The 14,599-nt window shown below is 33.7% G+C and carries 14 protein-coding genes; 12 read left to right on the top strand and 2 right to left on the bottom strand.

Going from position 1 to position 14,599, the window contains the following annotated elements; genetic code table 11:
- Positions 1 to 46: 46 nt before the first annotated feature.
- The 11 genes from oppB (at position 47) to PH4a_RS16635 (ending at position 11,286) form a co-directional block, all read left to right on the top strand.
- Entirely contained in the window at positions 47 to 967 is a 921-nt protein-coding gene (gene oppB, locus PH4a_RS16685) for an oligopeptide ABC transporter permease OppB (protein WP_064720125.1), read from the top strand.
- 18 nt (positions 968 to 985) lie between these two features.
- Positions 986 to 1,894, top strand: coding sequence for an oligopeptide ABC transporter permease OppC (oppC, locus tag PH4a_RS16680; RefSeq protein ID WP_129041368.1), 909 nt, complete (start codon positions 986 to 988; stop codon positions 1,892 to 1,894).
- Between the two features lie 10 nt (positions 1,895 to 1,904).
- A complete protein-coding gene (oppD, locus tag PH4a_RS16675) occupies positions 1,905 to 2,888 on the top strand; it encodes an ABC transporter ATP-binding protein (RefSeq protein WP_129041366.1) in 984 nt (327 codons plus the stop codon).
- Positions 2,885 to 3,892: a murein tripeptide/oligopeptide ABC transporter ATP binding protein OppF gene (gene oppF / locus PH4a_RS16670; RefSeq protein WP_064720122.1), complete on the top strand. Its 1,008-nt coding sequence runs from the start codon at positions 2,885 to 2,887 to the stop codon at positions 3,890 to 3,892. Before oppD ends, oppF begins: the two co-directional genes overlap by 4 nt.
- Positions 3,893 to 4,590: 698 nt before the next feature.
- On the top strand, positions 4,591 to 4,920 hold the full coding sequence (locus tag PH4a_RS16665) for a helix-turn-helix domain-containing protein (RefSeq protein ID WP_164971572.1): 330 nt from the start codon (positions 4,591 to 4,593) through the stop codon (positions 4,918 to 4,920).
- Between the two features lie 270 nt (positions 4,921 to 5,190).
- The gene (fimA, locus tag PH4a_RS16660; protein WP_129041363.1) at positions 5,191 to 5,751 is read left to right on the top strand and encodes a type 1 fimbrial major subunit FimA; all 561 of its coding nucleotides are present in this window, start codon (positions 5,191 to 5,193) and stop codon (positions 5,749 to 5,751) included.
- Positions 5,752 to 5,813: 62 nt separating this feature from the next.
- Positions 5,814 to 6,356: a fimbrial protein gene (locus tag PH4a_RS16655; RefSeq protein WP_129041360.1), complete on the top strand. Its 543-nt coding sequence runs from the start codon at positions 5,814 to 5,816 to the stop codon at positions 6,354 to 6,356.
- A 24-nt stretch (positions 6,357 to 6,380) separates the two neighbouring features.
- A complete protein-coding gene (locus PH4a_RS16650) occupies positions 6,381 to 7,073 on the top strand; it encodes a fimbria/pilus periplasmic chaperone (RefSeq protein ID WP_129041358.1) in 693 nt (230 codons plus the stop codon).
- A gap of 34 nt (positions 7,074 to 7,107) precedes the next feature.
- Positions 7,108 to 9,696 carry a fimbrial biogenesis usher protein gene (locus tag PH4a_RS16645; RefSeq protein WP_129041356.1) on the top strand — a complete coding sequence of 863 codons (2,589 nt, stop codon included), beginning with the start codon at positions 7,108 to 7,110 and terminating at the stop codon, positions 9,694 to 9,696.
- Positions 9,697 to 9,714: 18 nt separating this feature from the next.
- The gene (locus PH4a_RS16640) at positions 9,715 to 10,710 is read left to right on the top strand and encodes a fimbrial protein (protein ID WP_064720115.1); all 996 of its coding nucleotides are present in this window, start codon (positions 9,715 to 9,717) and stop codon (positions 10,708 to 10,710) included.
- Between the two features lie 18 nt (positions 10,711 to 10,728).
- Positions 10,729 to 11,286 (top strand): fimbrial protein, encoded by a 558-nt coding sequence (locus PH4a_RS16635; RefSeq protein ID WP_064720114.1) that lies wholly within the window; start codon positions 10,729 to 10,731, stop codon positions 11,284 to 11,286.
- 64 nt (positions 11,287 to 11,350) lie between these two features.
- On the opposite strand, the gene PH4a_RS16630 is transcribed toward PH4a_RS16635, so the two are convergent.
- Together PH4a_RS16630 and PH4a_RS16625 are read right to left on the bottom strand one after the other, a co-directional pair.
- Positions 11,351 to 12,508 carry a pyridoxal phosphate-dependent aminotransferase gene (locus tag PH4a_RS16630; RefSeq protein ID WP_129041354.1) on the bottom strand — a complete coding sequence of 386 codons (1,158 nt, stop codon included), beginning with the start codon at positions 12,506 to 12,508 and terminating at the stop codon, positions 11,351 to 11,353.
- 139 nt (positions 12,509 to 12,647) lie between these two features.
- Entirely contained in the window at positions 12,648 to 13,541 is an 894-nt protein-coding gene (locus PH4a_RS16625) for a LysR family transcriptional regulator (protein WP_129041352.1), read from the bottom strand.
- A gap of 191 nt (positions 13,542 to 13,732) precedes the next feature.
- Between PH4a_RS16625 and PH4a_RS16620 the strand changes: the two genes are divergently transcribed.
- A complete protein-coding gene (locus PH4a_RS16620) occupies positions 13,733 to 14,365 on the top strand; it encodes a LysE family translocator (protein WP_129041350.1) in 633 nt (210 codons plus the stop codon).
- The last annotated feature ends 234 nt before the right edge of the window (positions 14,366 to 14,599 follow it).

Here is a 14,599-nt window from a genome sequence, read left to right as displayed (position 1 = left end):
CTTTTTATCGTCACGCCTGAATAGGTTTGTGTTATAGGAACGGGCAATGCTCAAATTTATTTTTCGTCGCTTTTTAGAAGCGATACCGACTTTATTTATTCTAATAACAATTTCGTTTTTTATGATGCGTTTAGCACCCGGCAGCCCTTTTACCGGTGAACGAAAACTGCCACCAGAAGTGATGGCAAATATTGAAGCAAAATATCACTTAAATGATCCCATTTATAAGCAATACTTCGATTATCTGATTCAGTTATCGAAAGGGGATTTAGGGCCTTCTTTTAAATATAAAGACTACAGTGTAAACACCTTAGTCGGTAAAGCATTCCCTGTTTCAGCAAAATTGGGGCTTTCGGCATTTATCTTTGCGGTAATTTTGGGTGTGGGGGCAGGCGTGATAGCCGCACTGAATCAAAATACCAAATGGGATTATACCGTTATGAGCTTTGCCATGACGGGGGTGGTAATACCGAGCTTTGTTGTCGCGCCATTGTTAGTACTTGTTTTTGCGATCACGTTACGCTGGCTACCTGCTGGTGGTTGGAATGGTGGTCAAATTCAATATATGTTACTGCCAATGATTGCGTTATCACTCTCTTATATCGCCAGTATTTCACGTATTACCCGTAGTTCAATGATAGAAATTCTACATTCAAACTTTATCAGAACGGCAAAAGCGAAAGGTTTGCCGATGAGAAGAATTGTGCTGCGTCATGCATTAAAACCTGCATTACTGCCAGTTATCTCTTATATGGGTCCTGCATTTGTTGGGATTATTACGGGTTCTATGGTAATTGAAACTATTTTCGGGCTTCCGGGTATTGGACAATTATTTGTTAATGGAGCGCTAAACCGTGACTATTCATTGGTATTAAGCTTAACCATTATCGTTGGTGCATTAACGATTTTCTTTAATGCCATTGTTGATATTTTATATGCTGTTATTGACCCGAAAATTCGTTATTAAGAGACACTGGAGCACGTTATGTTATCACTGAAGGAAAACAGCGAAGCTCTGGGAAATTTCTCTGAGCAGCTAGATATTGAAGGCCGTAGTTTATGGCAAGACGCTCGTCGTCGCTTTATGCACAATAAAGCCGCAATCACGAGCTTAGTACTACTTTTTTGTATTCTATTATTTGTGATATTTGCTCCCATGCTATCGCCTTTTGTTTACGACGATACCGATTGGGATATGATGTCGATGGCACCTGATTTTGCTTCATCGCACTATTTTGGCACTGACTCATCAGGTCGCGATTTACTTGTTCGTGTTGCTATTGGTGGTCGTATTTCATTGATGGTAGGTATCGCGGCAGCATTTGTTGCTGTTATTGTGGGCACACTCTACGGTGCAATGGCGGGTTATATTGGTGGACGTACAGACTCCATTATGATGCGTTTGCTTGAAATCTTGAATTCATTCCCATTTATGTTTTTTGTTATCTTACTTGTGACCTTCTTTGGACAAAATATCTTACTGATATTTGTCGCTATTGGTATGGTTTCTTGGTTGGATATGGCGCGTATTGTAAGGGGACAAACACTTAGCTTAAAACGTAAAGAGTTTATTGAAGCTGCGCTGGTTTGTGGGGTTTCATCACGCAATATTGTATTAAGACATATTGTTCCTAACGTATTGGGTGTTGTGGTTGTTTACGCTTCATTATTAGTGCCAAGTATGATTTTGTTTGAATCATTCTTAAGCTTTTTAGGTTTAGGAACACAAGAACCATTAAGTAGTTGGGGCGCATTATTAAGCGATGGTGCAAACTCAATGGAAGTTTCTCCTTGGTTATTACTTTTCCCTGCTGTGTTTTTAGTTATCACGTTATTTTGCTTTAACTTTATCGGTGATGGCTTACGTGACGCATTAGACCCGAAAGATCGTTAAGGAGAACAATATGACAACGACAAATAAGTCACTATTAAGTGTTAAAGATCTTTGCGTTACTTTTGGTACACCCGATGGTGATGTGACTGCAGTTAATAAACTTAATTTTGAATTAGCTGCAGGTGAAACACTGGGTATTGTGGGTGAGTCAGGTTCGGGTAAATCGCAAACCGCCTTCGCCTTAATGGGATTACTGGCTAAAAATGGCCGAACAGCAGGCAGTGCGAGCTTTAATGGTCGCGAAATCTTAAATTTACGCCAAAGTGAATTAAATAAGATGCGTGCTGAAGAGATATCAATGATATTTCAAGATCCCATGACATCACTAAACCCTTATATGAAAGTGGGTTCACAACTGATTGAAGTGCTTATGCTTCACAAAGGTATGAGCAAAAACGATGCTTATGCTGAATCAGTCAGAATGTTAGATGCAGTAAAAATGCCAGAAGCACATAAACGTATGAGTATGTATCCTCATGAATTCTCAGGAGGAATGCGCCAACGTGTGATGATTGCTATGGCACTATTATGTAAGCCTAAATTACTGATAGCCGATGAACCAACGACTGCGCTAGATGTTACTGTGCAAGCGCAAATAATGACACTGCTTAACGAACTAAAAACAGACCTCAATACTGCCATTATCATGATCACTCATGACCTTGGTGTTGTTGCGGGTATCTGCGATAAAGTTTTAGTTATGTATGCAGGGCGTACTATGGAATATGGCAGTGCTCGCAATATCTTTTACGAGCCGACGCATCCTTACTCTATTGGGTTATTACAAGCGGTTCCTCGATTAGACGGCGAAGATGATCGCTTAGCGACTATCCCTGGTAATCCACCCAACTTATTACGTTTACCTAAAGGATGTCCATTCCAACCTCGTTGCCAATATGCAGTAGAGAAATGTTTAAATAGCGAGCCACAATTAGACCAATTTGCACAAGGACGACTGCGAGCCTGCTTTAAAACGGTGGAGGAATTAGTATGACCCAGACCACATTACAAGATAGAAGAGTCATTCTTGAAGTAAATGATTTAAAAGTTTATTTCGATGTACAAGATAATAAACAGTGGTTCTGGAAACCTAAAAAAAGCCTTAAAGCCGTTGATGGTGTCACTTTGCGTTTATATGAAGGTGAAACATTAGGTGTTGTCGGTGAATCAGGTTGCGGTAAATCCACATTTGCTCGCGCTATTATTGGCCTAGTTAAAGCTTCTGGCGGTACAGTTTCTTGGCTGGGCAATGATTTGCTGGGTATGGGAAATAAACAATGGCGTGATATTCGCCAAGATATTCAAATGATTTTCCAAGATCCTCTGGCCTCATTAAATCCAAGAATGACCATTGGCGATATTATCGCAGAGCCACTTAAAACGTATCAGCCTAAAATGAAACAAACAGAAGTGGTTGAGAAAGTAAAAGCAATGATGATGCGAGTCGGATTATTGCCAAACTTAATTAACCGCTATCCTCATGAGTTCTCAGGGGGACAATGTCAGCGTATTGGTATTGCGCGCGCATTAATTTTAGAACCTAAATTGGTTATTTGTGATGAGCCTGTTTCTGCACTGGATGTTTCTATTCAAGCTCAAGTTGTTAACTTGCTTAAAGATATCCAAAAAGAGATGGGATTATCGCTAATCTTTATTGCTCATGATCTTGCCGTGGTAAAACATATTTCGGACCGCGTATTAGTTATGTATTTAGGTCATGCTGTTGAACTGGGTACTTATGATGAGGTTTATCATCATCCACTACATCCTTATACCAAAGCATTAATGTCAGCGGTGCCTATTCCAGATCCAGATAAAGAACGTAATAAGCATATTGATTTATTAGAAGGTGAATTACCGTCACCAATTAATCCACCGTCAGGATGCATCTTCCGTACACGTTGTCCGCTAGCAGATGAAGAGTGTGCTAAAACGCGGCCGCTATTAGAAGGAAGCTTCCGTCATGCGGTGTCGTGCTTAAAAGTGGATCCACTTTAACCTGCAATTAATGATATTTGATCATGAAGCCTGAATTTATTCAGGCTTTTTTTTATAAAAAATTTGTATTACTAATAAATTTAATGTTATTGACAATAAAATGTCTATCCTGCTTAAAAAACAGAGTAATATTGTTCTTATAATAAGGAATAAAGTGATAATAAGTTTTTTAATCCATCTTTTATTTTTCTTCGATTCATTTAATTATCTCTTTGAGATGAAATAGCGTTAGCTTGGCTTAAATATTGATTTTTATCAATATAACGCTTTAAAGCTAAATCATTTCTAGCAAAAAACAAAGAACATATAATATATTTACGGATACTTCCTTAAAGTAATTAATTACTGCGGAAAATTTTAATATTACAGTCAATTCTTCCTAAGGTATGTGTTGAGTTGTGAAAATTTATTAATTTGACACTTGAATTAATTAGCTGAATCGAGACCTCCTTCCAAATATTATTTCTTATTTTCTTAAATATGCGTAACAAATCAGACGTTATCACCATCTAAAAAAGATAATCAAAAAAGGATATCTCATCAACATGCTGATACAGTACGTATGAGGATATTTACGTACACTTATTAAGTGTTTTATTATTGACTAATTAATTGATTAGCTAAATTGAAATATTTGATTTTATTAATCTCATCACGTAAATTAAATAAAAAGAAATGTGAGGAAGAAAGTTTTGGAAATGAATATTTTTTCATTGGATTATGAATATATAAGTGAAAGAAAGATATTTTGTTATTCTATTGGTTATGAACTTTCTCTCTTAAGACAACGTAATTCAATGACAGGTGCTGAATTAGGACAAAAGTTAAGCATTTCCCAACAACAAATATCTCGTTATGAAAGAGGTATAAATAAGATACCTGTTGATATATTATTTTACGTTCTAAATATATTTAATATTTCAATTAATGATTTTTTTGATCGTGTTTCAAATCGTGTAGTTACATTGAAATATAAAATGAAATATGATTCAGAACATAATATCCCTTTTTTTAAAAACATTATTTAACGTGTGGTTATTGAATTAAATAAGATGGCCATTATACATCTCTAGATGATTAAATGTTATATATTAAATATATTACCCTATGATTTAATCTAATGTAAACGTTATTTTTATCATGCTTTTTATTTTTTATTTCTATGAAATATACCCTTTGAAATTAATGGGTATTTACCACCATGTCTTTAATATAAATTAAAGTATTTTTTTATTATTAAGTGTTTATCAAGTGAAGTTGTTATTTATATTTATCTGTAATATAAAAAGGAAAAATCAATGCTTAAAACAAAAATGCTAGTTAAAACAGTATTAGCTGTATCGGTTTTATCACTGAGTGGTTTTGCTTCAGCCGCTACAGTTGTTAATGGCGGTAAAGTTAATTTTACAGGTCAAATTGTTAATGCGGCTTGTGCTGTTAGTGCTAAATCCATGAATCAGACAATTAATATCGGGCAATATCGAACGGCTCAATTTGATAGTTTAGGCAAAACTGCAGGGGATACCGGTTTTTCAATTGATCTGGAAGCATGTGATACAACAGTAGCGCAAAATGCTTCTGCATCATTCTCTGGCGTTAGTGATGCTAATGATAAAACAGTATTAGCCGTTAGAAATATTACTAGTGGTGGTGCTGGCGCTGCTACTGGTGTTGGTGTTGAAATTACGGATCACACAGGTAAAGTACTTACTCCTGATGGTTCGGTTTTTTCTACTGCAAAACAATTAATTGATGGCGCTAATACTCTAGATTTTGTTGCTCGCTATAAATCAACATTAGATACTGTAACTCCGGGTCAAGCTGACGCAGATGTTACATTTAAAATGCAATACGATTAATTCTAATCTAGTTTATTTAGAAGTATGACCTTAATAGGTCATACTTCTATATCGAGGAAAATATGAAATATAGATTAATATATTTTATTATCCTATTTTTTGGTATTGCATTTAATACTTATTCTAATAATAGGAATAATTTTTTTATAGAGGATGGTGTTGTTTATTTTAGAGGAGGTATTGTTGAACCAGCATGTGTTGTTGCTCCCGAAAGCAAAAATCAAATTATTGATTTAGGCTCTTTAAGTAGTAATACATTTCATGGTGTGGGAAGCCATTCAATTAAAATTCCCTTTGTGCTTAAGCTCACGAATTGTAATAAAAATATTAGTGATAAAGTAAGTGTGCTAATTCTAGGTGATGTAAATAGCAAAGATAAACGATTATTTAATATTACAGAACAAAAAAATTCAGCTTCAGGTATCGGTATTGCATTATTTGATTCTGAAGATGAAATAATAATGCCAAATAGAATAAATAAATATAATTTCATTGAAGAGAATGAATCAAAAATAAATTTTAAAGCAAGCTATTTAGCAACAAATGATGAAGTCATTGGCGGTAAAGCAGATGCGACAGTTTGGTTTGTCTTTAATTATAATTAATTAAAAATATTATTAGAGGTTAATATGTATTTAATATATAGAAATTATATAGTCTTATTTTTTCTCTTCTTTTTTTCTGCATGTTCTTATGCCGGTGGTGTTGCATTAGCGGCTACTCGAATAATTTATCCATCGGACGCCAAGCAGACATCAATTACTATTAATAATACAGATAAAAAACTACGTTTTTTAGTGCAATCATGGATTGATGATAGTCACGATCAAAAAACAAATGAATTTATTGTTACGCCACCTCTTTTTGTGAGTAAGCCTGATAGTGAAAATACACTAAGGATTATCTATGCGGGTAAAGCATTGCCGGATGATAAAGAAAGTTTATTTTGGTTAAATACAAAATCAATACCAGAAATTGATCGTGAAGATATTAAAGATAAAAATGTACTTCAATTGGCTGTTTTATCAAGAATTAAAATATTTATTAGGCCTCAAGGGTTAACTTTTAAAACAGAAGATATTCCTAACAGTATAGGGTTTAATATGTCAGGAAAAGATCTAATAATAAAAAATCCATCACCTTATTATGTCACTTTAATTAATTTAAAAATCGGCAATGATAAGTTGAATAGTACGATGATCCCACCGATGGGTTCTATCGAGATGAAAGTGAATAATTTTAACTATAGTCAGGTTTCCTATCAAACTATTAATGATTATGGTGCAAGCACTCCAATCATAATAAAAACAATTGGGAAGTAACATTGTTAGATTAACTAATAATAAGGCTTTTCTTATGCTGAAATCTAAAACGATAATATTTAATCTTTATATTTTCTTGGGATCTTTTTATTCTGGAGTTAGCTATGCAGATAGTTTTTTTAATCCTAACTTAATATCTAGCATTGATAGCGAAGTGGCAGATTTATCACGGTTTGACAAAGGAGAAGGTCAACCTGAAGGAAAATATTCAGTAGAGATTTATATCAATAATGAATATATTGAAACAAAAAATGTTTCCTTTTATGAAAGTGATAAATCTTCTGATGAAACGGGATTATTACCTTGTTTTAATTCTAATGAATTAAAAAACTTCGGAATAAATTTAGAGAGTAATAAAGAAAGTGTAGATAACACCTGTGTTAATATTTTAAATGAAATAGATAAGTCGAATATAAAATTCGACTTTGAAAACCAAAAGTTATTTTTAAGTATTCCTCAAATAATGTTTAAAAATAACATACGAGGTTATATTCCACCAGAAAAATGGGATGATGGAATTAATGCTTTATTGCTAAACTATAATTTTACAGGACGTAATAGTAAAAACTTTAAGGATAATGTTAATAATAATAATTATTTTCTAAGTTTAAATCCGGGTATTAATATAGGTTCTTGGCGATTTAGAAATGAAAGTTCATGGACTTATGCAAGCGGAGAAAGCACTCAAAATAAATGGAGAAATATAAGAACTTATGTGCAAAAACCTATTATCCCATTAAAAGCAGAGTTGACAGTAGGTGATTCATTTTCTAATGGTACAATTTTTGATAGCTTAGGTTTTAGAGGTGCTAAGTTAGAATCAGATGACAACATGCTACCTGACAGCATGAGAGGGTTTGCGCCTACGGTTAAAGGTATTGCAAACAGTAATGCTATTGTAACCGTTAAGCAAAATGGTTTTGTTATTTATCAAATATCAGTTCCACCAGGTGCTTTTGAAATAAAAGATCTCTATGCTACTTCTAGTAGCGGTAATTTAGATATCACTATTCAAGAGAACAATGGGAAAATAACACAATTTGTGGTGCCTTATTCTAACGTGCCTATTTTGCAACGAGAAGGCCGGTTAAAATATGAATTTATTGGTGGAGAATTCAGAAGTGGTTCTGATTTTCAAGATAAACCTAATTTTGGGCAAATAAGCCTGATTTATGGCTTACCTTACAATATGACTCTTTATGGTGGTAGCCAATTCTCAAGTAATTACCAAGCTTATGCTATTGGGCTTGGTGGAAATCTCGGAAATTTAGGTGCGGTTTCAACAGATGTAATTCAAGCTAATAGTATTTTGCCTAACGAAGAACATAAAAAAGGACAATCAATTCGACTACTTTATGCTAAATCTATTAATAGCACAGGAACAAACTTTCAAATTATGGGGTATCGCTATTCAACACAAGGCTACTATACTCTAAATGAAGTTAGTTATAAAAAAATGCAAGGCTATGAAATAAAAACACCAGATGGAATAATATCAAGTGAAGATCAACTATTTGATTATTATAACTTGAATTACTCTAAAAAAGGGCGTTTCCAAGTTAATATCAATCAAAAAATTACTGATAATAGCTCCTTATATCTTTTAGGATCATACCAAAATTATTGGCGAACATCTGAAACAGAACAATTATGGCAAATTGGATATAATGGAAATGTAAAACAAGTTAATTATAATTTAAGTTTTTCTCAATCAAAATCACCCGGAATGAGTGGTGATGATAAAAATATTGCATTTAATATTTCTATTCCGATAAATGATCTTTTTAACCAGAATATGGTTAATGATTTAAAATCAAATCAAAATAGTATGTATGCAGTTTACTCGATGAATAGAAGTAATGATAACACACTAATTCAGCAAGCAGGATTAACAGGAACATTATTGGAAGATAATAATTTGAATTATAATCTTCAACAAGGCTATGCCCATAATGGCTCAGGTTATTCTGGAATGGTATATGGTAATTATAAAGGGAAATATGCCAATGTAGGAAGTGGGTATAATTATAGTAATGATTGGCATGAATTAAATTACAGTTTAAATGGCGGTGTGGTTGCCCATGCTGGCGGAGTGACATTAAGCCAACCTTTAGGTGATACCAATATTCTTATTAAAGCGAATGATGCTGATAATATTAGAGTGGAAAATGCAAATGGTATCTTAACCAATAATAAAGGTTACGCAATTTTACCCTATGCATCTACTTATAAGAATAACAGAGTTTCTTTAGATGTTAATTCATTGGGTGAAAATGTTGAAATAGAAAACTCAATTATTAATATTGTGCCTACCAAAGGGGCATTAGTTCAAGCTGATTTTAAAACAAATATCGGTTATAGAGCCATTGTGAATTTATCCAATAAAAATGGTTCAGCTATTCCATTTGGCGCAATGGTTATAGATGAAGAGCGCGCCGTCAGTGGTATTGTTGGTGATAATGGCAGTGTATTTATTTCTGGATTAGCACCAGTCGGAAGATTAAAAGCTAAATGGGGCCAAATGGAAGATCAGCAATGTTTATTTGATTATGAAATCAATGAACATGTTGTTAAAGAAAAAGGGATTTATTTTATTTCATCAACCTGCCAATCCTATAAATAGTAATTTAGTGAGTTAATTATGATTAGAACATTATTATTTACAATAATAGCTATTACTTCACAGAGTGCTTATTCTGTTTCTTGTTTAAGCGGCTGCAATACCAATGAATACTCAACATTAAGCGGGCAGTTGAGTAAAACTGAAAATAAAGCGGGTGTCACCAAAGATGCATCTGAAATTACTTTAACCAATCGAACCAGCCTTAAATGGAATGCAGGACAAGCGCAAACTTGGGCTACTTATTCTAATGGTAATATTCCTGCGGCTAATACTAATAACAATGATTGGAATTATTCAAAAATAGATGATTATATTTCTGTCGCATTAAGAGTGACTAATAGTTGTAGAACAATATATGTACCTTACAATGTACCTACATTAAGTGTTAGTTGTGGGTCGCGCACATATACAGAGGGTGAAGAAAGTGTTGTATCTACAAGAAAATATCAAACAAAAATAAGAATAGATAAGGCAATAATATCTGGAACCTATGTCAAAAATATATTTGTCGGTGAATTTGGTTTTTGCCAACCGCAAAATTGCTCATCAAAACAAGTGGTATTAACTAAGTTATTTTTAAATCTTTCTATGACTGTACCACAATCATGTGTCATTAATTCTGGTCAAGTACTTAATATTGATTTTGACAATATACCTGCATCAAGTTTTAAAGCAGCAGGGGAAAAGGCCGTAGGTGTTAATACGATATCTCGTAATTTGAATATTCAATGTGACAATATAGAAGCAAGTGCAGATTTAACTATGCGATTACAAGCAGATACAGTGGCAGGAAATGCCATAGTTTCTAATAATAAAAGTGTTGGGTTTGTAGTCGCTAATTCGACCGGTTCAGAATTAACACCAAATGATTTATCAAGTTTTATTCCTTTTAAGCTAAATGGAAATTTAGGTTCTAACGTCACAATTAATATTTATCCTGTCAGTGTTGATGGAAAAACACCGACTGAAGGCGCTGTAACATCAAGTGGCTTTTTACGCGTTGATTTTCCTTAATCGATATAGGCTCACATCATGAATGAGTTACCATATATTTACAAATTAGTACGCTATGTATTATGGGGATTTTTCCTAATAATGGGTTATTCAATATCTTTAATTCAAGGAGCAAAGGCTGACTTAGCCAATACAAATATTGTTATAAAGGCGAATATTGTTGCTAATACCTGTAGAGTGAGTCCAGACTCGATAAATCAATTTGTTGATTTAGGCGTGTGGGCGACGAAAAATTTTAAGCAAAAAGAATCTACCGAACCTGTGAAATTCACGCTGAATTTAACTGATTGTAGTGTCACCACAACAGGTGTAAAAGTGACATTTAATGGTGAGATTGATGGTCAAGATAATACATTATTTAAACTTACAGAAAATGATTCTGCGAAAAATATAGCTATTGCCATATTAGATAAAAATAAAGATAAATTGCTGCCAGGTCAAAGTAGTATTCTATATCCTGTAGGTACTAACAATAATTTAGCGCTCGATTTTTATGCTCAATATACGGCTACAGGCCAGATAGTGACTGGAGGTAGTGCAAATGGAGAGGTATTGTTTGCTTTGGAATACCTTTAAATTATAAAGGGAACACTAAGGTTCCCTTTACTTATTAAAATGCAATAAATTAATAGTGTTCAGATTAAATCCAATCTTTAGCACGAAACGCTTTTAAGGTTGCAACAAAATAGCTCATCTCTTCTGGTGTGCCTAGCGTTAAACGGCTCCAACCATAAGCAGGTGGAAATTCGCGACCAACCATAATATGGGCATCTTTCATTCTATTTTGATAAGTTTTTACATCACCTTTTACTTTATGAAAAATAAAATTGGCATGAGAAGGTGCATATTCAATTTGTAATTCATTTAAAGCATCAACTACCATTTGGCGTGAAACATCGATAGATTTGCGACTATATTCTATATAAGTGTGGTCATTTAATGATGCTAATGCGGCAACCGCGCCAGCGGTGTTGGTATTATCGATAGAAACAAAGGTATCAATACCCTCAATAACGTCAGGTGCTGCAATACCATATCCCACACGAAGACCTGCTAAAGCATAAATTTTTGAAAACGTACGTGCAACAATCAGATTTTTATGACCTTTTTGCACTAATGCAATGGCGCTAGTAAATTCAGGTGTTGATGTAAATTCAGCGTAGGCTTCATCAATAATAAAAAATACATTCTCTTTTGCTGATTTTATCCAATTAGCAAGTGGTGCTGTTGGTGTTAAAGTTGCGGTCGGATTATTAGGATTACATAAATACACCATGCTAATCCCATCAAATGCATCAGCTTTTTTCTGCATAGTTTTTAAATCAAAAGCTAATTTTTCATCGACAGGGATCTTAACGATATTTACCCCTAAAGGTGCTGCATATAATTCGGCATAATTAAAAGTTGGGTCTGGCACAATAAGCTGAACCGCTTTCTGTTCTTTTTGTCCTTTATTCGCGACATATTGCACAGCTGCTTGAATGGTCTCTGATGAACCGTTCCCTAACGTAATATGTTTATCTGATAATTGAAATGTTTTACCTAATTCGCTAATAAGTGCACTGCGTGCATCATCTGGATAACGAAACGCATTAGGTAATGCATCGATAATTGCTTGTTGAGCTTTAGGTGACATTCCTAAAGAGTTTTCATTAAAATTTAATAACAAAGGATTTTCTGCATTAAATATTTGTTTATTGCTGAGTTTTACATCGGCATAGGCGGAGTTAACGAAAGAGCTCAATGACAAGCTACCGATCACTAAGCTTGATGAAGTTAAGAATGAACGACGATTCATGTGATGTTTCCCAAGTGTATTATTTTAAATTTTATTAGTTTGTATAGATTACTAAAAAACAGTACAAAGTAAATAAATATGATAAAAAAATAATTAAATATTCACATGATTTCGTGGTTTATTTCTGATCTTTGTCGTATTAACACATTTTATCTGAGTGATTTACTAGATCCTTTGTTTCAGTTAAACAAGTCTCTATTTCTGCTGTCAGCCAAGTTTTAAATTTATCTTGTTTACTGTTGGGCTTAATTTCAGCTGGTGAAAGCAAATAGTAGCTAGAATTATCTTTAACAAAGCCATTGATTGTGGTTAGTTGCTGATTTTTAAGCTCATCCTGAACCATTAAAAAGGAGGCGATAGTTACGCCAAGACCCGCTTGTGCCGCTTGTAATGCAAGGTAAAAATGTTCATATTGGCTTTTTTCTGTGCTGGTGAGTTGTACACCTGAATAGCGAGTCCAATCAAGCCAAGCTTGTGGTCGTGATAATGTTGATAGCTGCTTAATTGAGTGGTTTTTTATCGGCAGATGGGTAACGGCTGCAATCTGTTCATCACAAATCTTAACTGCATAAATATTCTTGTTCCAATGGAAGTCATCGCGCCTAAATGCTAAATCAACACCCTCTTTATTAAAATCAATAGGCCCACCAGCGGCGACTAAATGTAATGTGATTTCAGAATATTGTGTATAAAAATTAGCAAGGCGAGGAATAAGCCATTTCATTGCTATTGTTGGCTCACAAGATACAACTAAAACATTGTCATTTAATGGTGAACGTAAATGCATAATTGTATCTTCAAGTTGCTCAAAAATAGCCGAAGTAGTCTTATATAAATAACGCCCAGCATCATTAAGATAAACTGCACGATTACGGCGTTCAAATAATGACACACCAAGTTCTTCTTCTAATAAACGTATTTGTCTACTTACTGCACTATGAGTAACGTGAAGTTGTTCTGCTGCACTTACAAAACTCCCCGTTTGTGCTGCACTATTAAAAAAACGTAGTGAGCTTAATGACGGCATTATCATAAATATAAACCTAAAATAGATGATAAAAACTAACAGATATCCTGCAAGATAAATCGCTTTTTATTTTTGGTCAAGTCAGCAAAATAGTGGTTATTAACTAAAGTAAGTAGATTTTTTTATTAAAATAAAAATCTATTTTACGTCATTTTTTATTACCAATAATTGGCTAAGAAATAACAGTAAGGAAAATAATGAGCGAGCTAATAGCGGTTGCAATGATAACGATACTGGCAGTAATTAGTCCTGGTCCTGATTTTGCTATGGTGACAAAAAATAGTTATTCCTATGGTATAAAAACAGGTTTATTGACAGCGCTTGGTATTGCGTTGGGAGTGCAAATTCATGTGTTTTACACCGTGTTGGGACTTTCATTGGTTATCGCAGATTCGCCAACTTTATTTTTAATTATTAAATTGGTGGGAGTAGGGTATTTAATTTATTTAGGTTTTAAATCGCTGACAAATAAAACACAATTAACAATAGAAAACTTGGCAGGCATGGTGCCAACTTATTTTCAGGCACTAGGTGTTGGTTTCTTAACTAATGCATTGAATCCTAAAACAATGCTTTTTGTTATTGCGCTTTATACCCAAGTTATCAATATTAGTAATCCACTTTGGCAAAATCTTACTTATGGTGTATTTATTTCATTTGCCCATTGGATATGGTTTAGCTGTGTAGCACTATTTTTCTCAACGCCGATGTTACGGGCTAAAATACTCTCACAACAAAAAATAGCAGATAGAGTTATTGGTATTTTATTAATTATTTTAGGTATCGGATTGTTATTTATTTCTGCTGATATAGGAAAATCAACACTCTAATTTTATAGCCATTTTTTAATTAACTACTGGATTAGCTTATTTGATAAGTTAACTCAGTAGATTAATACTAAATCAACAAATGATATTTTTTATAGGAAAGGGTTAATTTACGTTTTTAGCTGCTAATTTTTTATCATTTTTTATCATTTTTTATCATTAATTTATCTAAAGAAAGCCCGAATAAAAACATCAATCAAAAAAACCAACTAAATTCAACGTTAATAACGTTTTCCC

It is taken from the genome of Proteus hauseri (assembly GCF_004116975.1).
Classification (GTDB): domain Bacteria; phylum Pseudomonadota; class Gammaproteobacteria; order Enterobacterales; family Enterobacteriaceae; genus Proteus; species Proteus hauseri.
The sequence above is the reverse complement of the archived record's forward strand: the minus strand, read 5'-3'. Positions and strand labels throughout refer to the sequence as shown.